27 protein-coding genes are annotated in these 23,215 nt (G+C 39.3%); 25 read left to right on the forward strand and 2 right to left on the reverse strand.

Annotation, left to right across the window (positions count from 1 at the left end):
* Window positions 1-32 precede the first annotated feature (32 nt).
* The 24 genes from glyA to MHH37_RS03190 all read left to right on the forward strand — a co-directional run bounded on the left by glyA (window position 33) and on the right by MHH37_RS03190 (window position 20,728).
* On the forward strand, window positions 33-1,277 hold the full coding sequence (gene glyA / locus MHH37_RS03075) for a serine hydroxymethyltransferase (RefSeq protein ID WP_008404457.1): 1,245 nt from the start codon (window positions 33-35) through the stop codon (window positions 1,275-1,277).
* Between the two features lie 224 nt (window positions 1,278-1,501).
* Window positions 1,502-2,131: a uracil phosphoribosyltransferase gene (gene upp, locus MHH37_RS03080; RefSeq protein WP_008404456.1), complete on the forward strand. Its 630-nt coding sequence runs from the start codon at window positions 1,502-1,504 to the stop codon at window positions 2,129-2,131.
* 110 nt (window positions 2,132-2,241) lie between these two features.
* Complete coding sequence (wecB, locus tag MHH37_RS03085) at window positions 2,242-3,402, forward strand: UDP-N-acetylglucosamine 2-epimerase (non-hydrolyzing) (RefSeq protein WP_342574931.1); 1,161 nt, start codon at window positions 2,242-2,244, stop codon at window positions 3,400-3,402.
* A 613-nt stretch (window positions 3,403-4,015) separates the two neighbouring features.
* Complete coding sequence (locus tag MHH37_RS03090) at window positions 4,016-4,387, forward strand: ATP synthase subunit I (protein ID WP_342574932.1); 372 nt, start codon at window positions 4,016-4,018, stop codon at window positions 4,385-4,387.
* Between the two features lie 30 nt (window positions 4,388-4,417).
* Window positions 4,418-5,143, forward strand: coding sequence for a F0F1 ATP synthase subunit A (gene atpB / locus MHH37_RS03095; RefSeq protein ID WP_008404452.1), 726 nt, complete (start codon window positions 4,418-4,420; stop codon window positions 5,141-5,143).
* A 77-nt stretch (window positions 5,144-5,220) separates the two neighbouring features.
* Window positions 5,221-5,445 carry a F0F1 ATP synthase subunit C gene (atpE, locus tag MHH37_RS03100; RefSeq protein ID WP_008404451.1) on the forward strand — a complete coding sequence of 75 codons (225 nt, stop codon included), beginning with the start codon at window positions 5,221-5,223 and terminating at the stop codon, window positions 5,443-5,445.
* Between the two features lie 185 nt (window positions 5,446-5,630).
* Window positions 5,631-6,152 (forward strand): F0F1 ATP synthase subunit B, encoded by a 522-nt coding sequence (atpF, locus tag MHH37_RS03105; protein ID WP_008404450.1) that lies wholly within the window; start codon window positions 5,631-5,633, stop codon window positions 6,150-6,152.
* The gene (locus tag MHH37_RS03110) at window positions 6,149-6,685 is read left to right on the forward strand and encodes a F0F1 ATP synthase subunit delta (RefSeq protein WP_008404449.1); all 537 of its coding nucleotides are present in this window, start codon (window positions 6,149-6,151) and stop codon (window positions 6,683-6,685) included. The genes atpF and MHH37_RS03110 overlap by 4 nt, the downstream gene beginning before the upstream one ends.
* Window positions 6,686-6,714: 29 nt before the next feature.
* The gene (gene atpA, locus MHH37_RS03115; protein WP_008404448.1) at window positions 6,715-8,223 is read left to right on the forward strand and encodes a F0F1 ATP synthase subunit alpha; all 1,509 of its coding nucleotides are present in this window, start codon (window positions 6,715-6,717) and stop codon (window positions 8,221-8,223) included.
* Between the two features lie 99 nt (window positions 8,224-8,322).
* Window positions 8,323-9,180: an ATP synthase F1 subunit gamma gene (gene atpG, locus MHH37_RS03120; RefSeq protein ID WP_008404447.1), complete on the forward strand. Its 858-nt coding sequence runs from the start codon at window positions 8,323-8,325 to the stop codon at window positions 9,178-9,180.
* 49 nt (window positions 9,181-9,229) lie between these two features.
* Window positions 9,230-10,645, forward strand: coding sequence for a F0F1 ATP synthase subunit beta (gene atpD, locus MHH37_RS03125; protein WP_008404446.1), 1,416 nt, complete (start codon window positions 9,230-9,232; stop codon window positions 10,643-10,645).
* 23 nt (window positions 10,646-10,668) lie between these two features.
* Window positions 10,669-11,076: a F0F1 ATP synthase subunit epsilon gene (locus MHH37_RS03130; RefSeq protein ID WP_008404445.1), complete on the forward strand. Its 408-nt coding sequence runs from the start codon at window positions 10,669-10,671 to the stop codon at window positions 11,074-11,076.
* A 121-nt stretch (window positions 11,077-11,197) separates the two neighbouring features.
* Complete coding sequence (locus tag MHH37_RS03135) at window positions 11,198-11,440, forward strand: DUF1146 family protein (RefSeq protein WP_008404444.1); 243 nt, start codon at window positions 11,198-11,200, stop codon at window positions 11,438-11,440.
* A gap of 369 nt (window positions 11,441-11,809) precedes the next feature.
* Window positions 11,810-13,111, forward strand: coding sequence for a UDP-N-acetylglucosamine 1-carboxyvinyltransferase (murA, locus tag MHH37_RS03140; protein ID WP_342574934.1), 1,302 nt, complete (start codon window positions 11,810-11,812; stop codon window positions 13,109-13,111).
* Between the two features lie 496 nt (window positions 13,112-13,607).
* Window positions 13,608-14,510, forward strand: coding sequence for a stage II sporulation protein D (gene spoIID / locus MHH37_RS03145; RefSeq protein WP_065216608.1), 903 nt, complete (start codon window positions 13,608-13,610; stop codon window positions 14,508-14,510).
* 49 nt (window positions 14,511-14,559) lie between these two features.
* On the forward strand, window positions 14,560-15,213 hold the full coding sequence (locus MHH37_RS03150) for a M23 family metallopeptidase (RefSeq protein WP_087615660.1): 654 nt from the start codon (window positions 14,560-14,562) through the stop codon (window positions 15,211-15,213).
* A 159-nt stretch (window positions 15,214-15,372) separates the two neighbouring features.
* Entirely contained in the window at window positions 15,373-15,639 is a 267-nt protein-coding gene (locus tag MHH37_RS03155) for a sporulation transcriptional regulator SpoIIID (RefSeq protein ID WP_008404436.1), read from the forward strand.
* Between the two features lie 191 nt (window positions 15,640-15,830).
* Entirely contained in the window at window positions 15,831-16,823 is a 993-nt protein-coding gene (locus MHH37_RS03160) for a rod shape-determining protein (RefSeq protein WP_008404433.1), read from the forward strand.
* A 70-nt stretch (window positions 16,824-16,893) separates the two neighbouring features.
* Complete coding sequence (locus MHH37_RS03165; protein ID WP_342574937.1) at window positions 16,894-17,736, forward strand: flagellar hook-basal body protein; 843 nt, start codon at window positions 16,894-16,896, stop codon at window positions 17,734-17,736.
* A gap of 157 nt (window positions 17,737-17,893) precedes the next feature.
* On the forward strand, window positions 17,894-18,733 hold the full coding sequence (locus tag MHH37_RS03170) for a flagellar hook-basal body protein (protein ID WP_087615658.1): 840 nt from the start codon (window positions 17,894-17,896) through the stop codon (window positions 18,731-18,733).
* 29 nt (window positions 18,734-18,762) lie between these two features.
* Window positions 18,763-19,053 carry a DNA-directed RNA polymerase subunit beta gene (locus MHH37_RS03175; RefSeq protein WP_342574938.1) on the forward strand — a complete coding sequence of 97 codons (291 nt, stop codon included), beginning with the start codon at window positions 18,763-18,765 and terminating at the stop codon, window positions 19,051-19,053.
* 199 nt (window positions 19,054-19,252) lie between these two features.
* Window positions 19,253-19,690 (forward strand): 3-hydroxyacyl-ACP dehydratase FabZ, encoded by a 438-nt coding sequence (gene fabZ, locus MHH37_RS03180; protein WP_008404426.1) that lies wholly within the window; start codon window positions 19,253-19,255, stop codon window positions 19,688-19,690.
* A 193-nt stretch (window positions 19,691-19,883) separates the two neighbouring features.
* Entirely contained in the window at window positions 19,884-20,267 is a 384-nt protein-coding gene (locus tag MHH37_RS03185) for a hypothetical protein (RefSeq protein ID WP_342574939.1), read from the forward strand.
* Between the two features lie 104 nt (window positions 20,268-20,371).
* Entirely contained in the window at window positions 20,372-20,728 is a 357-nt protein-coding gene (locus tag MHH37_RS03190) for a hypothetical protein (RefSeq protein ID WP_342574940.1), read from the forward strand.
* Window positions 20,729-20,973: 245 nt separating this feature from the next.
* On the opposite strand, the gene MHH37_RS03195 is transcribed toward MHH37_RS03190, so the two are convergent.
* Entirely contained in the window at window positions 20,974-21,927 is a 954-nt protein-coding gene (locus MHH37_RS03195; RefSeq protein WP_342574941.1) for a nuclease-related domain-containing protein, read from the reverse strand.
* Window positions 21,928-22,063: 136 nt separating this feature from the next.
* Complete coding sequence (locus tag MHH37_RS03200; RefSeq protein ID WP_008404418.1) at window positions 22,064-22,495, reverse strand: YwpF family protein; 432 nt, start codon at window positions 22,493-22,495, stop codon at window positions 22,064-22,066.
* A gap of 255 nt (window positions 22,496-22,750) precedes the next feature.
* On the opposite strand from MHH37_RS03200, the gene ssb reads away from it, so the two are divergent.
* Window positions 22,751-23,161, forward strand: coding sequence for a single-stranded DNA-binding protein (gene ssb / locus MHH37_RS03205; RefSeq protein ID WP_342574942.1), 411 nt, complete (start codon window positions 22,751-22,753; stop codon window positions 23,159-23,161).
* The last annotated feature ends 54 nt before the right edge of the window (window positions 23,162-23,215 follow it).

Below are 23,215 nucleotides of genomic sequence, written 5' to 3' on the forward strand. Positions count from 1 at the left end.
CGAATCGGAAGTACATTTAGGGGGATTTGAAAATGGCATTTGAAAAATTAGCAGGACAAGACAAGGCAATTTTAGACGCAATTTTATTAGAGAAAAAACGTCAAAACACAAACATCGAACTAATCGCATCAGAAAACTTCGTATCGGAAGCTGTAATGGAAGCACAAGGTTCATATTTAACAAATAAATATGCGGAAGGTTACCCTGGCAAACGCTATTATGGCGGTTGTGAACATGTAGACGTAGTTGAAAACATTGCGCGTGACCGTGCAAAAGAATTATTCGGTGCAGCATATGTTAACGTTCAGCCACACTCAGGTGCACAAGCGAACATGGCAGTTTACCATACAGTTTTAAAACCTGGTGATACAGTACTTGGTATGAACTTATCACACGGCGGTCACTTAACACATGGTTCACCAGTAAACTTCTCTGGCATTCTTTATAATTTCGTAGAATACGGTGTAACTGAAGATACAAACTTAATAGATTATGAAGATGTTCGCCAAAAAGCATTGGAATCAAAGCCAAAATTAATCGTTGCTGGTGCATCAGCTTATCCTCGTGCAATTGACTTTGCAAAGTTCCGTGAGATCGCGGATGAAGTCGGTGCATATTTCATGGTTGACATGGCACATATTGCCGGCTTAGTAGCAGCAGGCGAGCACCAAAATCCAGTACCATATGCAGATTTCGTAACGACAACAACTCATAAAACGTTACGTGGTCCACGTGGCGGTATGATTTTAACGAAAGATGAAAAATGGGAAAAAGAATTAAATAAATCAGTATTCCCAGGTATTCAAGGCGGTCCATTAATGCATGTCATCGCTGCAAAAGCAGTATCGTTCGGCGAAGCATTACAACCGGAATTTAAAGATTACGCAAAACAAATTAAAGCAAATGCAGCTGCACTTGCAAAATCTTTAATGGATGAAGGTGTTGAAATCGTATCAGGCGGTACGGATAACCACTTACTTCTATTAAATGTAAAATCTTTAGGGTTAACAGGTAAAGTAGCTGAGCATGTATTGGATGAAGTGGCTATTACAACAAATAAAAACACAATTCCATTTGATACAGAATCACCATTCGTAACATCAGGTATCCGTGTAGGTACAGCAGCTGTAACTTCTCGTGGTTTCAAAGAAGAAGATGTAATCGAAGTTGGTAAAATCATCGCTTCAGTTCTTAAAAATCATGAAGATGCAGCAGTAAAAGAAGAGGCACGCAAACGTGTTGAAGCTCTTACAGCAAAATATCCTTTATACGCATAATTGAGTATATGCCTTTCTATTTACAGATTTGTAGATAGAAAGGTTTTTTAAATGAAAGAAATAACGCATAGACAGACAACTACCAGCGAATGCTAGTGTAGAATACATTTGTTATTTAATTATTTTAGAAAAAGGGCGATTTTTAAAACATTACCGTCATAGTTTTCGTTGACTTTATTTTCTGTTATACTAATTTAGATAAACAACAGTTAGGAGATGTCAACGTGAGTAAAGTATACGTATTTGACCACCCATTAATCCAACATAAGTTAACTTATATTCGAGATAAAGAAACGGGAACAAAAGAATTTCGGGAGTTAGTTGATGAAGTAGCAACATTAATGGCTTTTGAAATTACTCGTGATTTACCGTTGGAAGAAATTGAAGTAGAAACACCTGTAACGAAGGCAAAAGCAAAAGTATTATCAGGAAAGAAAATGGCGATTGTTCCAATTTTACGTGCAGGTATCGGAATGGTAGATGGCGTATTAAAATTAATTCCTGCTGCAAAAGTAGGGCATATTGGTCTTTACCGTGATCCGGAAACATTAAAGCCGGTAGAATATTATGCAAAACTTCCAGCAGACGTTGAAGAGCGTGACTTCATTATTGTTGACCCGATGTTAGCAACGGGTGGATCAGCTGTTGAAGCGATTAATTCACTGAAAAAACGAGGCGCTAAAAGCATTAAGTTTATGTGTCTGATCGCAGCTCCAGAAGGTGTGGAAGAAATTCAAAGAAATCACTCTGACGTAGATATTTACATCGCATCTCTAGATGAAAAATTAAATGATCATGGCTATATCGTACCAGGCTTGGGTGATGCCGGGGATCGTTTATTCGGAACAAAATAATAAATAAACGAGGCGCCCGTAAGCAGTTGCGGGCGTTTTCTTTTAAAGCGGCAAGTACTGTAAACACGTAAAGATTAATTGAAATTATAGATTAGACAAGGAGAAGAATGATGACGAAGAAGTTTAAAGTTATGACGATTTTTGGCACACGTCCGGAAGCAATTAAAATGGCACCTTTAGTGCTGGAACTGGAAAAGCATCCGGAACAAATTGAATCGATTGTTACTGTAACGGCCCAGCACCGTCAAATGCTTGACCAAGTGCTGGAAACATTTAAAATTAAACCGGATTATGATTTAAATATTATGAAAGACCGTCAAACATTAGTGGATGTAGCGACAAATGCGCTTTTAGGACTGGACCGTGTAATGAAAGAAGCGAAGCCTGATATCGTGTTAGTACATGGTGACACGGCGACTACTTTTGTTGGAAGTCTGGCTGCTTTCTATAATCAAATTGCAATTGGCCATGTTGAAGCAGGGCTTCGTACAGGACAAAAATATTCACCTTATCCTGAAGAGATGAACCGTCAGTTAACAGGTGTAATGGCAGATCTGCATTTTTCTCCAACTGAGCAATCACGTGCAAACCTGCTAAAGGAAAACAAACCGGCAGAAGCCATTTTCGTAACGGGTAACACGGCTATTGATGCTTTAAAAACAACAGTAAGTGAACACTATACGCATCCTGTAATTGAAAAAATGGGTACAGACCGCATGATTTTATTAACAGCACACCGTCGTGAAAATCTAGGTGAGCCAATGCGTAATATGTTCCGTGCAATTATGCGTCTGTTGAGCGAGCATGAGGATGTTCAAGTTGTTTATCCAGTGCATATGAATCCGGCTGTTCGTGAAGTAGCCAATGAAATTTTAGGGGATAACCCGCGTGTTCATTTAATTGAACCGTTGGAAGTATTTGATTTCCACAATTTTGCTGCCCGCTCTTACATGATTTTAACGGATTCTGGCGGTGTGCAGGAAGAAGCGCCATCTTTAGGGAAGCCGGTGCTCGTATTACGTGATACGACAGAGCGTCCTGAAGGAATTGCTGCAGGTACTTTGAAGCTTGCGGGAACAGATGAAGAAGTTATTTACAAAATGGCAAAAGAATTGTTAATAAATGACGAAGCATATGAGGCGATGGCACATGCATCGAATCCATATGGAGATGGATATGCTTCGGAGCGTATTGTGGAAGCATTACTGCAATTTGCTCAAAAACAGTTAGTAAAAGAAAATGAAACTGCCGAAAAAGTAGAAACTCATTAATCCAAAATATTACTGAAATTGACTTAAAAATGTAATTGACAACAGGAGTTAGTATTTATCTCCTGTTGTCAAGCATTAAATTCGTTATTATTGCTAAAAAAATTTTTCTTGGATATGAAAAGTGTAACGTGATGGAAAAAACGCATGAGATAGCGAATTTTAGCGTTAGTGAAAAAATGCAAAAAATATTTATGCATAACTATACACAAATTTGTCAACAATTTGACAAGGAATGTATCTATGTGAAGTTTTTCACCATTACTAATTGACATCAAAAACCCCCTATTGTATGCTTACAAAGGGTAAGAATGATAAGAGTTTCGCCTAGTCAAAAGACGTTGAAACGCTTGTTATATCAAGTTTCTACTAGATTGACAGTTGAAACGAAACTCGTCAATTTGCAACGTTCTATGCGTCTGGATGAAGTCCGTTAAGATTAAGAGACAATTAGAAGTATGAAATGAATGCCCACTTTAGAATTGCTCTGTTGTGGAAATTATTTACTACTTGTAATGGCCTCTAATTTTGTAGTGCATTGACTACGTTTTAAATTCATTTAATGGTCGATGAACACTTTCTTTACTCGAAAAAAGTTTCAGGAGATTAACTGCCAATGCTAAATTTGCATCACGTTTTTGCAATGCAGAAGAAAGCGTTCTTTTTTTTGCTTGCTATTTGTACGTTAGGCTGGGGATTTTCGCCATATGATTCTATATTTGCTGGTCTAACCCTAGGTGCTTTCTTTGGTACGTATAATTTTTGGATTTTACTTCGACGTATGGAAAAATTTGACCGTTCCATTAGTGAAGGGACAAAAGTAGCATCTATCGGTACAGCGCTTCGCTTTGGATCAGGTGTTGCCGCAGTCGCAATCGCAATATCGTTGCCACAATATTTTCACTTAATAAGCACGGTCATTGGGCTGATGATTCCGTACATCTTTTTAGTAGTAGAAAGAGTAGTACATCATATAAAAAGCCACTAAGGTGCATTTGAAAGAGAGGTGAATGCAAAAATGGATCATACAGCTCCAGAGCTACATTTGGATTTAGGCTTTATGACGCTTACTTTCAACTTATCTACAGTACTAACTCTCTTAGTAGCTGCAATCATCGTATTTATTATCGCTTTTGTTTCAACACGTACACTTGCGTTAAAACCGACTGGTATGCAGAACTTCATGGAATGGATTATGGATTTCGTGAAAAATATTATTAAGAGCAACATGGACTGGAAAACTGGTGGACGTTTCCACATTCTTGGGATTACATTAATCATGTTCATTGCAGTGTCCAACTTACTTGGTTTACCAATGGGTGGTATTGCTTACGGCAGTGATTTATGGTGGAAATCACCAACAGCCGATCCAGTCGTAACAATGACATTAGCGTCGATGGTTCTAGTATTAACACAGTATTACGGTGTGAAAATGCAAGGTACAGGCGGTTATGCTAAAACGTTCTTCCAACCAATGTCATTTATGTTCCCGTTAAAAGTTATTGAAGAGTTTGCAAATACTCTAACTCTAGGTCTACGTCTTTACGGTAACATTTATGCCGGCGAGATTTTACTAACGTTACTAACTGGTTTAGCAGTTTCAAGTGCGTTTGGTTTCTTCGGTGCAATCGTACCAATGATGGCGTGGATGGGATTCTCGATCTTCATCGGGTTTATCCAAGCTTTCATTTTCACAATGTTAACGATGGTATACATGGCTCACAAAGTGAGTACAGACCATTAATTATAAGTTTCCGCATTCAATGTAGTGCGGTGATTTGAACCAAAAAAAATTACAACATCCAAGGAGGATATTATCAAATGGTAGGTTCAGTAGGTTTATTAGCAGCAGCAATCGCAATCGGTTTAGCAGCACTAGGTGCAGGTATTGGTAACGGTTTAATCGTTTCAAAAACAGTAGAAGGTATCGCTCGTCAACCAGAAGCACGTGGCGCACTTCAAACTACAATGTTCATCGGGGTAGCGTTAGTAGAAGCATTACCGATCATCGCAGTAGTAATCGCATTCATCGTAATGAACCAATAGTCTTTAGTAAGATTATTAAATCATTAAGATTCTTAAATCCAGTGGCGAAGTAGACTTCTTTTGAAACCCTTCGCCATTCGTTTTGTGTAAATAAGATATACCCTTTTTTATTTAATATTAATTACGAACAAAAAGTATGACAAAATATAGATTTAATTCAAGCTCTTGAAGGGAGTGAAACAATCGTGTTTTTAGACTATCTTGCACTAGGTGCAGGCGCAACTGGACTCAACTTAGGTGATGCAATTGCGACGTTAGTGATTTTCTTAGGTTTAATGGCACTTCTTAAAAAGTTCGCTTGGGGTCCTTTAATGGGTATCATGCGCGAGCGTGAAGAGCTGGTTGCAAGCGGAATCGATGCAGCTGAAAAAGCTAAAAAAGAAACACAAGCACTATTAGAAGAACAAAAGAGCCTTCTTAAAGAAGCTCGCACAGAAGCGCAATCAATCATTGAGAACGCTAAAAAGCAAGGCGAAGCAACTCGCGAAGAAATCGTGGTAACTGCACGCGCTGAAGCGAACCGTCTAAAAGAATCTGCTGTTCGTGATATCGAAGCAGAAAGAGAAAAAGCAATCGCTGCTGTACGTGAAGAAGTAGTTTCATTATCAGTACTTGCTGCGTCTAAAGTTCTTGGGAAAGAAATTTCTGAAGCAGACAATAGCGCATTAATTAAAGAAACGATTGCGAAGGCAGGCGAAGCGAAATGAGTCAATCGACTGTAGCAAATCGCTATGCTCAAGCAATTTATGAATTAGCATTAAGCAACAACCTTCTTGCTGAAGTAGGTGCAGATTTACGTGAGATCAAAACAGTATTGGCTACGAACGAAGAGTTTATGGCATTACTTACTGCTCCGAAAATTTCTACTGATCGTAAGAAAGAGCTTATCGCTCAAATTCTAACGGGTGCACAGCCAATCGTTGTAAACATGGTTCAATTCTTAATCGAAAAGAAACGTTTAAACGAATTAACTGCTGTAGCAGACCAATATCAAGCATTATCAGCTGCCGCTCAAGGTACTGCAGATGCAAAAGTTTACTCAACGCGTGAATTAACGGATGGCGAACGTGCAGAAATTTCTGCTGCTTTCGGCAAGTTAGTCGGCAAAGGGCAACTTAACATTACAAACATTATCGATGCGTCATTAATTGGTGGCGTACGCGTTCAAATCGGCAACTATATTTTCGACAGCACTGTAGCGTCTAAGCTAGAGGACTTAAAACGAACATTAGTTGGCTAAATCTTAAGAAATGTGAGAGGTGAACATACATGGGCATCAAAGCTGAAGAAATCAGCAGTCTGATTAAACAGCAGATTGAAGGTTATCAATCGGAATTAAAAGTAAGCGAAGTAGGTACAGTTATCACTGTTGGTGACGGTATCGCTCGTGCTCATGGCCTCGACAACGCCATGGCTGGAGAGCTTTTAGAGTTCTCAAACGGTGTTATGGGTATGGCACAAAACCTAGAAGAAGGTAACGTTGGTATCGTAATTTTAGGAGACTACCTAGGCATCAAAGAAGGCGATGAGGTTCGTCGTACAGGTCGTATTATGGAAGTACCAGTTGGTGAAGCACTAATTGGCCGTGTTGTAAACCCACTTGGTATGCCAGTGGATGGATTAGGTCCAATCAACACAACAAAATCTCGTCCAATCGAAAGTCCAGCTTTCGGTGTAATGGCACGTAAATCAGTACATGAGCCATTACAAACAGGTATCAAAGCGATCGACGCTTTAGTACCAATCGGTCGTGGTCAACGTGAGTTAATCATCGGTGACCGTCAAGTTGGTAAAACATCTGTAGCGATCGATACAATCTTAAACCAACAAGGCGAAGATATGATCTGTATCTACGTTGCAATTGGTCAAAAAGAATCAACAGTACGTAACGTAGTTGAAACTTTCCGTAAACACGGTGCATTAGATTACACAATCGTTGTAACAGCTTCTGCATCACAACCAGCACCATTACTATACCTTGCTCCTTTCGCAGGTGTATCTATGGCAGAAGAATTCATGTTAGATGGTAAGCACGTTTTAATCGTGTATGATGACTTAACAAAACAAGCATCAGCATACCGTGAACTTTCACTTCTTCTACGCCGTCCTCCAGGTCGTGAAGCTTACCCTGGTGACGTATTCTACTTACACAGCCGTCTACTTGAGCGTGCTGCGAAGTTAAACGAAACATACAAAAACGGTTCGATTACAGCGCTTCCATTCGTAGAAACGCAAGCGGGCGATATCTCTGCATATATCCCAACAAACGTAATCTCAATCACAGATGGTCAAATCTTCTTACAATCTGACTTATTCAACTCTGGTGTACGTCCTGCGATCAACGCTGGTTTATCAGTATCACGTGTAGGTGGTTCTGCTCAAATCAAAGCGATGAAAAAAGTAGCGGGTACATTACGTCTTGACTTGGCAGCATTCCGTGAGTTAGAGTCATTCGCTCAGTTCGGATCTGACTTAGACGCAATCACACTTGCTAAATTAGAGCGTGGTAAACGTACAGTTGAAGTTTTAAAACAAGACTTAAACAAACCACTTAAAGTTGAAAAACAAGTTGCGATCCTTTATGCATTAACTAAAGGTCACTTAGATGATATTCCAGTACAAGACATCGTTCGTTTCGAAAACGAATTCTTAAGCTGGTTAGATACAAACCACACAAATGTTTTAGATCATGTTCGTACAACTAAAGAACTTGCTCCAGACGCAGAGTATGTTGAAGCTATCAATGCGTTCAAAAAGACTTTCGCTAAATCTGAGTAAGAATTGAACGGTTTTTCACGCACAATACTGTAGCGTGAAAAACTGGACAACTCTTTTTTAATAAGAGCTTGATAAAAATCTAAAGGTGGTGAAATACCAGTGGTAAACTTACGCGAAATTAAAGGTCGTATTAACTCTACAAAGTCAACGAAACAAATTACGAAAGCGATGCAGATGGTTTCCTCTTCAAAGTTACGTCGTGCAGAGCAAAACGCTAAGTCTTACGTTCCATACATGGAAAAAATCCAGGACGTAGTAGGCGCAATCGCAACAGGTACAAAAGACAGCGGACATCCAATGTTAACTTCTCGTCCTGTTAAGAAAACAGCTTACTTAGTCATCGGTTCTGACCGTGGTCTGGCAGGTGCTTACAACTCAAGCATCTTACGTCAAGTTCAAAGCACTATTGATAAACGTCACAAGTCTAAAGATGAGTACGTAGTTTTAGTAGTAGGTCGTGTTGTTCGTGATTACTTTGTAAAGCGTGGACACAATGTTATCGCAGATGTCGTTGCTCTACCAGACCAACCGTCATTTGCTGATATTAAAGAAATCGCTCGTAATGCTGTTGGTATGTTCATTGATGGTACGTATGATGAACTTTATATGTACTACAATCACTTCGTATCTGCAATTCAAAACGAAGTGACTATGAAAAAAGTTCTTCCTCTAACTGACATTGCACCTTCAACAAGCAATGCTTCTTATGAATTTGAGCCATCAGGCGAAGCCATTTTAGAAGTATTACTTCCACAATATGCGGAAAGCTTAATTTACGGCGCGATTTTAGACGGAAAAGCGAGTGAACATTCAGCGCGTATGACAGCAATGAAAAACGCTACAGACAATGCAAACGATCTTATTGCAGACCTTTCTCTACAATATAACCGTGCACGTCAAGCGGCGATTACACAAGAAATTACAGAAATCGTTGGTGGAGCTGCTGCCTTAGAATAGGGCGCGCTCACCAATGTCGTATAAGAATACGATAGGAGGGTACAAAGTAATGAACAAAGGACACGTTCTTCAAGTAATGGGTCCAGTAGTAGACGTAAAGTTTGCTAATGGTCAATTACCAGCAATTTATAACGCATTAACAGTTACAATTGAACGTCCTAACGAAGCTCCAACTACTCTTGCATTAGAAGTAGCGCTTCACTTAGGTGACGATTCTGTTCGTACGATTGCCATGTCATCTACTGACGGTTTACAACGTGGAGCAGAAGTAACAAACTCAGGAGCACCAATCTCAGTACCAGTTGGTGAAGCTACATTAGGTCGCGTATTTAACGTACTTGGTGAAGTTATCGACTTAGGTGAAGAAATTCCTGCTGAAGTTCGTCGTGATTCAATTCACCGCGAAGCTCCAACATTCGATGAATTATCAACTACTGTAGAAATCCTAGAAACAGGTATCAAAGTAGTAGACTTATTAGCACCATACATCAAAGGTGGTAAAATCGGTCTATTCGGTGGTGCCGGCGTAGGTAAAACAGTATTAATCCAAGAATTAATCAACAACATCGCACAAGAGCACGCAGGTATTTCTGTATTCGCAGGTGTAGGTGAGCGTACTCGTGAGGGTAACGACTTATTCTTCGAAATGACAGATTCAGGCGTAATCAAACAAACAGCGATGGTATTCGGTCAAATGAATGAGCCACCAGGAGCACGTATGCGCGTAGCTTTAACTGGTTTAACAATGGCTGAGTTCTTCCGTGATGAGCAAGGTGCAGACGTACTTTTATTCATCGACAACATTTTCCGTTTCACACAAGCAGGTTCTGAGGTTTCTGCCCTATTAGGTCGTATGCCTTCAGCGGTAGGTTACCAACCAACACTTGCTACAGAAATGGGTAAATTACAAGAGCGTATCACATCTACTACTAAAGGTTCTGTAACTTCGATCCAAGCGATTTACGTACCAGCCGATGACTATACTGACCCGGCTCCGGCTACAACTTTCGCCCACTTAGATGCTACAACTAACCTTGAGCGTAAATTATCTGAAATGGGTATCTATCCAGCGGTAGACCCACTAGCTTCAACTTCTCGTGCATTATCACCAGAAATCGTTGGACCAGAACATTACGCAATCGCTACTGGTGTTCAACGTACAATCCAACGTTACCGTGAACTACAAGATATCATTGCTATCTTAGGTATGGATGAGCTAGGTGACGAAGATAAGAAAACAGTTGAACGTGCTCGTCGTATCCAGTTCTTCTTATCTCAAAACTTCCACGTAGCAGAGCAATTCACTGGTCAAAAAGGTTCTTATGTACCTGTAAAAGAAACTGTTCGTTCATTCAAGGAAATCCTTGATGGCAAATGGGATCACTTACCAGAAGATGCTTTCCGTCTAGTTGGTTCTATTGACGAAGTAGTAGCGAAAGCTAAAGAAATGGGCGTACAAGTCTAATTAGCTGACGAGGAGGAAAAAATATGAAGACAGTTACAGTCAATATTGTCACTCCCGACGGCTCAGTATACGATTCAGAAGTAACGATGGTAATCGCTAAAACGACTTCAGGTGAAATTGGTGTCTTAGCTGGCCATATTCCTATGGTTGCTCCACTAACAATTGGTTCTGTGAAGCTTAAAAAAGCAGACGGCACTACAGATGTCGCAGCGGTTAGCGGTGGTTTCATTGAAGTTCGCCCTGAAAAAATCTCGATTTTAGCTCCTTCTGCAGAAGTTGCTTCTTCGATCGATATTGCCCGTGCTAAAGAAGCTTTAGCTCGTGCTGAAGGTCGCCTTCAAAAGAAACAAGATGACATCGATTTCACACGCGCGGAATTATCTTTAAAACGTGCGATGAATCGTATCAATGTTCATGAGGGTAATATCTAATGGTTTACAAGCGGGCAGATTCTTTCTGCCTGCTTTTTTTATAGACGGACTATAAGGGTATAAACAGTCTGTAACAAGTTTCGCCATCATCTTGGATAAGGTGTTTAAAGGAGTGAGGAAAATGGATTTATATGTCGAGGCTGGCCAACAAGCAATCGTTAATGTGTTAGCATATATTATATTTATAGGAATTGCTCTTTATACATTACAAGGACTAAGAATCGAACAATTATTTAAAAAAGGAAAAACTTTTCAAATTCAGCTCTTTTATATTTTGACGAGTATTGTAATCGGTTCAGTTGTAGCGGATTTCTTTTTAAACTTTTTAAGCTGGTCGCAAACGATTCCCTATATTTTTAGTTGAAACAGGAAATAGCTGCAGTTTTATTTCTTGTAAAGGGGAATAAACGTTTGTTTTCCACTACAAGAAATAAAAATTTCCTAGGAAATATTTGAGGTTTGTAAGGTTACATGATTTGGGTAGTTATTTTTAAGGAAGATACTTTAATGTGAAAATTTGTCTATTCACACTAAATAGTTGCGCTGCGTATTATAATTTAATAGCCTTTTCAAACAAATTAGATTAAAATAGTAATTTGGGTGCTTGAATTACAGCCCCAATAAATGTAGTATATTTTTGTGTGTAAATTGAGTCAAATGAAGTTTAAAATAATTTAAGTTTAATTGAACTTATTCCTTTATTATATGAGAATTGAATTCGGAGGGACGAATTGTGGAGAGAATTATTGTTACTGGGGGTCAGACGCTAAAAGGCACAGTACGCGTTGAAGGCGCAAAAAATGCTGTATTACCGATTTTAGCTGCTTCTCTATTAGCTTCTAAAGATAAAAATATGATTAAAGATGTACCAAACTTAGCAGATGTCGGTACGATTGGTGAAGTGTTAAAAAGTTTAAATGCGATTGTCGAATATGATGTCGAGAAAAATGAAATGATGATTGATGCCTCTATGAAGCTATCAAGTGAAGCGCAATTTGAATTTGTAAGTAAAATGCGTGCATCCATTTTAGTAATGGGTTCACTATTGGCACGTAATGGCTATGCACGTGTAGCATTACCAGGCGGCTGTGCAATTGGATCTCGTCCAATCGAACTTCATTTAAAAGGCTTCGAAGCTATGGGTGCAGATATTTCCTTTGGACATGGTTATGTCGAAGCAAAAGTAAAAGGTGAACTAAAAGGCGCAGAAATCTATTTAGACTTCCCGAGTGTTGGGGCTACTGAAAATATTATGACAGCAGCATCTCTTGCAAAAGGGACGACAATTATTGAAAATGCAGCAAAAGAGCCTGAAATAGTAGATTTGGCAAACTTTATTAACGCAATGGGTGGCCGTGTCATTGGTGCCGGTACTGATACAATTCGTATCGAAGGCGTTAAAGAATTAAAAGGTTGCGAACATTATATTATTCCAGACCGCATTGAAGCAGGCACATTTATGGTAGCGGCGGCAATTACCCGCGGAGATGTATTGATTGAAAACGCTGTACCAGAGCATATGACAGCACTAACTGCAAAAATGCGTGAAATGGGCGTAGAAGTTATTGAAGAAGATGAAGGCATCCGTGTGCGCGCAAATGACCCATTAAAAGCGGTTGATATTAAAACGATGCCACACCCAGGTTTCCCTACTGATATGCAATCACAAATGATGGCATTAATGTTAACGGCAAACGGAACGAGCATCATTACAGAAACAGTTTTCGAAAATCGTTTTATGCATGTTGAAGAATTCCGTCGCATGAATGCAGATGCAAAGATCGAAGGGCGTTCTGTATTTATCGAAGGTGGCAAAAAACTTCAAGGTGCGGAAGTGTCAGCAACAGATTTACGTGCAGCAGCAGCACTAATTTTAACCGGCCTCGTATCAGAAGGCGTAACACGTGTTACTAAGTTACACCATTTAGATCGTGGCTATGTGGATTTCCACAAAAAACTAGCTTCTCTAGGTGCAATGATCGAGCGCATCGATTCAGAAGAAGAAGTGTTACAAGAAATCGTTGTAACAGTTTAATAGCTAGATTCATATAAACATATAAAGCATTCAGGAAGCGAGATGTGGGCTTTCGGGATGCTTTTTTGGTTTTGTAAGGGAAGTATGGGGGTTGGAGAGTTTGGAAATTAGAAAATTTCTGTGAGAAAGTAGAATGGATTGCGGGCGAAGTAGAACAGATCGCTTTGAATGTAGAATGATTACAGGGAAAAGTAGAAAAACTCGATTCAAAAGTAGAAACTGTCGCTATTAAAGTAGAACGACTACAGGCAAATGTAGAACGATTCCGCTCAGAAGTAGAAAGTGAGAGGAGGATTAGAAAGTCCTAGGGAGAAAGTGGAACAGTTCATGGAGAAAGTGGAACAACTCTGCTCAAATGTAAACCCCGCCGCTATTAAAGTAGAACCAATGCATCTCTCTCACCCTAAAACCCCTTCATAAATCCCATTCTACAAAAACTAGAAATTCTCTATCCAAAATGAACTCATATTCTTCTTGCAAGCTCATATACTGTCTCATGAAAAAAATTATCATTTATTTTATCATTGGTGTCCTATTGTTTTTAGTCCCGTTCACTTTAAAGTCTAAGAAACAAACCTCCATTCCTGAACAAGCGGAATCTACTTCTTGTCCTTTATTTATTAAAGTAAATAATACTACAGTTCCAATTGAAGACTACTTAATTGGTGTAATTGCAGGGGAAATGCCGGCAAGTTTTCATATGGAAGCATTAAAAGCCCAGGCGATTGCCTCCCGCACCTATGTATTGAAGCAGACCAATTATGGAAAAAAGCCGATTCTCACAACGACAGCACATCAAGTTTACAACGATCAGGAATTGCGAGAAGAAAAATGGAAAACCACTTTTGCGGAAAATGAAGAAAAAATTACAGAAGCCGTCAATCAAACCGCCAACCAAATTCTTACCTATAATGATGAATTGATTACAGCCATGTTTCATGCATCATCCTTTCAATATACCGAATCCGCGGAAAACTATAGCGGAAATCCCATTCCCTACTTAACAGCAACCACTTCGCCGGAACAGTTAAATCAAGAACAGACAACGTATACATTTGAAGAGTTAAATAAAAAACTTAAACAGAACTTTTCGAGAGCCCAGCTTCAAAACGCAAAACTTAAGCGAAACAACACGAACCGCATTGAGCAAATTACCATCCATAAAAAAACATGGACGGGCAGAGAACTGCGCACACTTTTAAACTTACGCTCCACAAATTTTACCTGGGAACCGACAGCGACCGGTATAACGATTAAAACGTATGGATACGGGCATGGGGTAGGGATGAGCCAGTATGGGGCAGACGCGATGGCACAGGGTGGTTTAACGGCGGAAGATATCCTTTCTCATTATTATCCATCGACAACATTAAAATCGATAAATTATTGTAAAAAATAATGTTTAACTTTCCAATTTCTTGTACACACTTCCATTTGAGGTGATGAATATGAGAGAAGTTAAACAAAAGCCTTCTCAGAAACCAGTTATGCAAAGACGGTGGTTTTGGCCGGCTGTATACGGTGGTATGGCAGTAATGATTGTGGCCGTTATTTTTAGTTTTAATGCATTGTATGAAAGTCAGAATGAGCAGGAATTGATGGAAGAAGTTTCTGCACCAGCCGACCAGTCGATCGTTCCAACAAATGCGACTGTTTCGGAAACTTTGAAGTATCCATTCAAAGAAGAATACTTAAATGAAGTAACAATTTTGCAGGACTTTTATGACGTATCCAAAGATGAAGCAACACGCGAAAACTCATTGCTTGTATTTAATCAAGTATTCACAACATCTACAGGGGTCTCTATCGCAATTAACAGCGAGCCTTTTGAAGTTGTTGCTGCAATGAGCGGTGAAGTGACTGAAGTGAAAATGGATGCATTTACAGGTAACAGCATTACAGTTACACATCCAAATGGTATGCAAACACGCTATAACTCCGTGGCAGATATCCTTGTAAAACAAGGCGATCAAGTTTCACAAGGCGATCAGCTTGCTACTTCACAAGAAAATGAATGGAATCCAAACATTGGCGTTCATTTACACTTTGAAGTAATGGAAGATGGTGTACTGGTGGATCCGAACAAATATTTATCCTTTTGATTATTTAGGAAAATGGATGAATTCGGATACATTTTTAGTAAGTTAACGACGAATCCTGCAATCTACTCCGAATAATTAAGAGCCTGCTCACATAAGGTGAAATATTAAGAAGCAAGGCAATGCAAGGCTCTTTATATTAGAAGTAGAGAGGGAGAGGACGTGCACGAACATATTCGGCAACGCTGCGTTCGTTTGGGTGAACTGTTGGTAGAGACAGGTGAAACCGTGCGTGCACTCGCGAAAATGACGGGATTCTCTAAAAGTACTGTACACAAAGATTTGACAGAGCGGCTAAAACAAGTGAATGAACCACTTGCGCTACAAGTACAACAAGTTTTAACCTATAACAAATCGATTCGCCATTTACGCGGTGGTGAAGCAACACGTAAAAAGTGGATTACAAAGCAACAAGAAAAAAGCATTTAGTCTGTTATTATAACAACTAAATGCTTTTTTTCGTGATTAACACTTTAGATTTTTACCATTTTAAACCATTATAAAGGAAAATCCTTCCCACAATATTGATGTAATTCAACACTGTATATGATAAAATAACTAAGATAGACATATATAGAATCGTATACATGTTCAAATGGGCGGAAGGAGAATAATGAAACATGTTTTCTAAAGATATTGGGATTGATTTGGGTACTGCTAACGTGCTGATTCATTTAAAAGGCAAAGGGATTGTTTTGAATGAGCCATCTGTAGTAGCAATAGATAAAAAGACAAATAAAGTATTGGCAGTCGGTGAAGAGGCACGTCAAATGGTGGGACGTACACCGGGAAATATTATTGCGATTCGTCCATTAAAGGATGGCGTAATTGCGGATTTTGATGTAACAGAAGCGATGTTAAAACATTTTATCAATAAATTGGACGTTAAAGGTTTCTTATCGAAGCCCCGCATTTTAATTTGCTGTCCGACAAATATTACATCGGTAGAACAAAAAGCTATTCGTGAAGCAGCTGAAAAATCGGGCGGCAAAAAAGTTTATTTGGAAGAAGAGCCTAAAGTGGCAGCAATTGGCGCAGGTATGGATATTTTCCAGCCAAGCGGTAATATGGTCGTTGATATCGGTGGAGGTACAACGGATGTAGCAGTATTATCAATGGGCGATATCGTAACAAGCGAATCGATTAAAGTTGCCGGGGATGTATTCGATAATGACATATTGCAATACATAAAGAAAGAATACAAGCTGTTGATCGGTGAACGTACAGCAGAAAATATTAAAACAACAATTGGTACAGTATTCCCTGGCGGACGCGATGATACTATGGATATTCGCGGTCGTGATATGGTAACGGGCTTACCAAGAACAATCGAAATTAATTCAGAAGAGATTGAGCACGCATTGCGTGAATCGGTTAGCATGATTGTACAGGCAGCAAAAGACGTACTGGAAAAAACACCACCTGAATTATCAGCCGACATCATTGATCGAGGCGTTATTTTAACAGGTGGGGGTGCGTTACTGCATGGCATTGATCAGCTGTTAATCGAAGAGTTGAAAGTACCTGTTTTTGTGGCGGAAAACCCAATGGACTGTGTGGCAGTTGGAACTGGAATTATGCTGGATAATATTGATCGCGCGGTAAATAAATAAATTATATTACTTATAATTATCATTTTTTTGCCGATAAATGATAAATACGGCATAATTAGAGGTGAATTGAGTGTTTAAAGGTTTTTATACAGTAGCTACAGGAATGGTTGCACAACAACGTAAAACTGAAATTTTAACGAATAATATGGCCAATGCCAATACACCTGGCTTTAAATCAGATCAAACGACCATTCGTTCTTTTCCGGATATGTTGATGTCGGCAGTGAATTCGACAAACATTCCAACGGAGAACGGGTTTGCAATAAAAAATCTTAATCCGGTTGGTGCGGTGAATGCGGGTGTTTATTTACAGGAAACAATGCCAAACCAAGCACAAGGCCAGATTTATTCAACTGGTTTAAATACAGATATCGCACTGATCAATAGCTCGATGCCTACTGACGAAGCTTCAGGAAATTTGGGACAAATTTTCTTCCGTTTGGAAAATGAATCCGGAACCGAGAGCTATACACGTAACGGGAATTTCACGCTGGACGGGCAGGGCAATCTAGTAAACCCCCAAGGACTATTCGTATTGGATGCGAATGGGGAACGTATGCAGTTTGATAACGACAATATTCGCATCAGTTCGGATGGGGCGATTTTTGACGAAAATGATGTACAGGTTGGCACGTTAGGTGTCGCATTTTCAGCAAACCCGGATGTACTTGTGAAGCGTGATAATGGGTTGTTTAATACATTGGATGGCGTCGATCTACCATCTGCCTATGGACAGGCTAATGTACAATTTTCGATGCAGCAGCAATATTTAGAAGGATCCAATGTTGATGCCTCTAAAGCAATGACAGATCTATTAACTGCATACCGAGCATTTGAAGCAAACCAAAAAGTGCTGCAGGCATACGATAAGAGTATGGAAAAAGCGGTTAATGAAATTGGACGAGTTAATTAAATAATTGCATTTGAATGATTATAAGTGAGTTGATTGAAATGATGAGGAGGCGACTCCACCGTGGAGAGCGCCCAGATCGGAATGGAAATCAACTCATTCATATAGCGATTATTTTCATTAGCTGTCGAATTTTCGTATAATTAAGGAGGTGCGGGAAATGTTACGTACAATGGTGAGTGCGACAAATACATTATCTCAATTACAGCATCAGTTAGACACAATTAGTACAAATATCGCAAACAGTAATACAACAGGCTATAAAGCACAGCAGGCAAATTTTACGGAAATGCTGTATCAACAGTTTAATAACGATGAATTAGACCGCACTGTCCGTGATACACCTGTAGGCATTCGTTATGGTGTCGGTGCACAGATCGGGTTAATCCAATCCAATCAGACACAAGGTTCACTGCAAGTAACAGACCGCGATTTAGACTTTGCCTTAACAACAAAGAACCAATATTTTAATGTGTTAATGCAAAATCCTGAAGGCGATGTGCGAACTGCATACACTCGTAACGGTAGCTTTTATGTAACACAGACCGAACCGGGTATTCTTTCACTCGTTAATAGCGATGGATACCAAGTAGCAGATGCAAATGGACAGCCAATTACATTCCCGGATAATGTGACAGGTTTTACGATGGATTCAGACGGTTCGTTAGTGGCAAGCTATGAAAATGGCACACCGTTAAAGTTCCAGCTTGGAATTTCTGAACTGCAAAAACCAAATGTAATGGAAAAACTGCAGGGCGGAACATATATTGGGTTACCGGAAAATCTTGATGCACTAGGCTTCACGCAAGCGCAAGTACTGACAGATCTGCAAGGTGCCAATCGTCAAGTGGGCATTCAAAAAGGTGCACTTGAAATGTCGAATGTAGACGTTTCAAAAGAGATGACAAATTTAATTCAAGCACAGCGTTCATATCAATTTAATACACGTGCAATTACAATTGCAGACCAAATGCTTGGGTTAATTAACGGTATTCGCTAGACGTGCGACATTGTTAAGGGAGAAGTTTTATGACGAATGAGTTAGATAGACAGATCGAGCAAAAAGAGCCTGCAGCCCAAAAAACGAGACGTCGTATAAAGAACGTTTCGGAGCCGCCAACGGAACAGCCTGTTGGTAAGGTTCGGCTTCGACTGATTCCGATCTGGCTACGAATTATAATCGTAATTTTATTATTTTTAGTAGCCGTAATTGTAGGACTGGTTATTGGCTACAGCGTTATAGGGGACGGCGCAGCATTCGATGTTTTAAAATGGGAAACATGGCAGCATCTTCTCGATATTATAAATGGTAAAGAGTAGAGGGATTGTCGGGAAAGCCATTTCCGAACAGTCCCTTTACAGCGAATAAGCAAAAATTTACTTTTTTGTTTGAATTGGAGCAAAAAACGGGCTGAAATTCCAGCCTCTTTCTCCATTATTTTCATTGCTTTACCAGAACATACATAAAAATAAACGATTATCTACATAATATTATAGAGGAAACAAGGGGGATTTTTTCATGTTAAACGCAGAGCAAATTCAAAATATTTTACCACATCGCTATCCATTTTTATTAGTTGATCGCATTCTTGAGATCGAAGAAGGAAAGCGCGCACTTGGATTGAAAAATGTATCGATTAACGAAGAATTTTTTAATGGGCATTTTCCTGGCTATCCAGTAATGCCAGGTGTTCTAATTGTCGAGGCACTTGCGCAAGTAGGTGGTGTGGCATTACTAAACGCACCTGAATATAAAGGACGTCTTGTATTTTTAACAGGGATTGATAATTGCCGTTTCAAGCGTCAAGTCGTACCGGGCGATCAGCTGAAACTTGAAGTGGAATTTTTGAAATTGCGCGGACAAATGGGGAAAGGCCGTGCTACTGCGACAGTAGATGGCGAACTAGTTTGTGAGTGCGAGATTCTATTTGCAATTGGACCTGAACAGCCAAAATAAGGCGATTTGCAATTGGAACTCAAAGATTATAAAATATAAAGGTTGAAGAAATTCTTTAACTTCTTTAAGCAGAAGTCTCCCAATGAGATAGGATAGGTGTGGGACGATTGCCAGTGTTCACCTTTTATAGGTTTTCATTTGCCTGTAAACAATGAGCGAAGTTTGGCTTTAAACGTAGGAGGTTTTAAAATAGATGTATAAACAACTGTCTTCAGGCGTAAAAATTAGTATTACACGATCAATATCGACGTCGTTTGAAGCTTATTTAGCAAGCATTGGTTGGGATGAAGAAAAATTTTCGATGGAAGACTATATGGCAAGCTGGCAGACTTACTTTAAAGAAAATGCCGCTTGGATTGATAAAATACCGGCAGACATTTTACTGAGCCCTGAATTTCACGAAGAAATTGCTAAGAAAATGGATGAGGTAATTGCTAAAATTTTAAGTGAAGAGCCAACAGAAAAGCAAAAGCAGGTAATTGCGGAATTACAGAAACAATTAGGTACAAATTACAAATTCGACTGTAAAGCAGAAGCCGCTTATGTTGAACAGCTCTTAAAAGATAAATTAAAATAACCGCACGTTTTTGTAGGATAGATCCTTCTTTTCCCGGGCACTATATGTACGATCACATGAAGTGATCGACTCATGATTGCATATGGGAAAGGAGGGAATTTTTTATGCGAAAATCAGCACTACTTGTAGCACTTTCGCTTGGTTCACTGTTATTTCTCTCAGCGTGTAACACAAATGACAATGCTGGAGAAGACAATCTAGGAAATGATGTCAAAAACGGTGTTAACGATGTAATGGATGACACACGTGACGTTATCGATGACACGGTAGATACAGTTGATCCGGATACAGATGGACGTAGCGGTCAAAACGACATGAACGGACAAACAAATGAGAGCACGATTGACAACAATCAAGACTCAAATGTCCCGAACGGTTCAAACGAACCTAACGTAAACGAAGAAGACATGATCGAAGACCGTGCAGATCGAAAAGATAAAGACCACGTAGATAACCACTAATCTAAAAAGGGAATCAGTGTTCACTTAGGTGGGCACTGGTTTTTTTGTTGTGAAGAGGCGAGTGAAATGAAATAATCCTCAAATTTAATGGATGAAGACGGGCAGAAGAATTTATTCCTCACTTGAGCCAGGATAATCCTCACTTAAATGTGTTTAATCCTCAAAACAGGGTAGATAATCCCTATTTAGCAAGTGATAATCCTCATTTCAGGTTAATTAATCCTCAAATCAAATTAAAAGTGAATTTATTCTGTTTTCTTTTTGGACCAGGATAAGATGTTCTCCGGAATAATATAATACGTTCCTTTCTTAGCGCCACGCTGTTCGAGACCTAACCTTGATAAAATATTCGAACAGACTTTTATATTTGTCATTCCGAAAAACTCACGAAATTGTCGGTTAGAAATTTTTTCACCAAGTAAGATTCGGTAATGATAGAGGGTTTCAAAGACGACATCCCGACTTCTAGCTTTACAAACGTTACATGTAAACGACCCGTAATGATAAAACATTACATGTTTATAATCACACCATCTACAAAGAACGCCTTTCCTTAATCTATTGGAACTGATGGTGCGGCGAGGGGGAAGGGCTTGATAAAGTTGGTTCAATTTAGCGACAATCATATTTATATTTGCACTGGATTTTGCAGTATTGAGATAGAGGTTTTCAATGAAATTAGGGACGCCGCTTATATGAAAAATCGGAAAATTCTCCAATGACTCGTCTAAAACAGCTTGCTGGTTTGCGATTACGACCGAAAAATGCACGGGGATAGTGATCTGCCATTTTCGCAAACATTGTTCCAAAAATAGCTGATGCCGGTAAACTTGATCAAGGGGGTTTCGGAAGTTTTCGCGTTTATCGTTGTGGATGCGGTAAAATTCATGCTGCGCGGATTTGTAAAATAAAACGCCGGACAGCAGTTTTACTTCAAAAATTACTATAAAAAATGGCGTCACTAAAATAGCATCCATCTGATGGGAATAGCCCTTTTCATTCATGCATTCAAAATTATAGAAAATATGATGGTCCGTTTTAAAGAAATAATCGGAAAGAGTTTGCTTCAACTTTATCTCTCCTGCAAATCCAGCCTCTAAGCGTTGTAACTCATGCTGGATAGCACTTGCTTCCGTATCACCAAACATAATCCTCTTAGCTAAAACTTCTGTGTAAAGATGATGCTTTGATTTCTGCACAAACTTCACCTCCACCTTGAATATACGATGCGTGGTGAGGCTTGACAAATACCTTCAAAAAGATGAACTTACAAAGAATGCTAAACCAAATTACTCTTTTTAAATCAACCTACATCCCAAAACTACACTTTCCGCCCTATTCACCATTTTTCTTCAATGAAGGTCGATTGCGCATCCCCTGATCAAATGCCTCAAGCAGTTCATCATTTCGTAACCCTTCTTCAAGGAGCTCTGCCAATAATAGTTCGGCATATTTTTTACGCTGAGCTTTCAAACGGCCTTTAATAAGTACTGATATTTTATCGCCCACTTTTGTAATCGAATGTACGACACATGCAAATGGGGCCGGTTCATTATCCGGCAGCGAAATGATGGCACGCGCATCCAGTACTTCGCCGGATGTAACAAAGTTTTGAAAAAAATCGTAATATGTATCTGCTGTAAACAATTCTAAAATCCACATTTTATGGCTATTTTCCTGATTAATAATAATGCCGTCTGTTAAAGGAATTTCTTTTATTTCATCATTTACTAATAAATCAAAAGCAAGCATTTTAAAGGTTTTCACTTATAAATCCCTCCTCAGTTTTCTTATGTAAAAGTATAACATACAAAAAATGTGAAACTGCCAATTTCAGCAATTTGTAATTTCACCTACAAGTCTATTTACAACAGCATTCTCATTAACTCGAATGAAATACCATATAGGCGAAAAAGTAATTTTGAAACAATATTTTAGCCAAAAAATTCAAATTCACGCTTTGCCAGAAATAGAGAGTTCAGCTATGCTTTAGTTAATTTACAAAAGAAAGGAGGTCAATGAATGAATCATGTTGGGCTTGTAGGGCGAACGACGAAAGATATGGAGCTCAGGCACTTATCTGAAGGAAGGGTTCGGGCATACTTTATCATTGCTGCTAACCGTCCTTTCAAAAATAGTGAAGGAAAGGTAGATGCGGACTTTGTGCAATGTGTGGCATGGGGGAGGACCGCTGAGTTAATGGCAAAATACTGCGGGAAAGGCTCACTCATCGGTATTAAAGGACGCTTGCAATCAAGATCATATGTCAATCGTGAAAATCAGAAAGTATACACGATGGAAGTGCAAACAGAAGATGTACAGTTTTATTCATTAAAAGCCCCTGGTGAAGCAGAAAAGATCCAAACACCGCCCCCGATTCCCGAAGATTTCGTGCTTCCAGAACAAGAAACCAAACTCGTACACCAGCCATAATCTTTTTCCTCTCCGATAAAATAATATTTCTTAGGAGGTGAAGCGCCCAAATCT

It is taken from the genome of Solibacillus sp. FSL K6-1781, from assembly GCF_038630735.1.
In the GTDB taxonomy this organism is placed as follows: domain Bacteria; phylum Bacillota; class Bacilli; order Bacillales_A; family Planococcaceae; genus Solibacillus; species Solibacillus silvestris.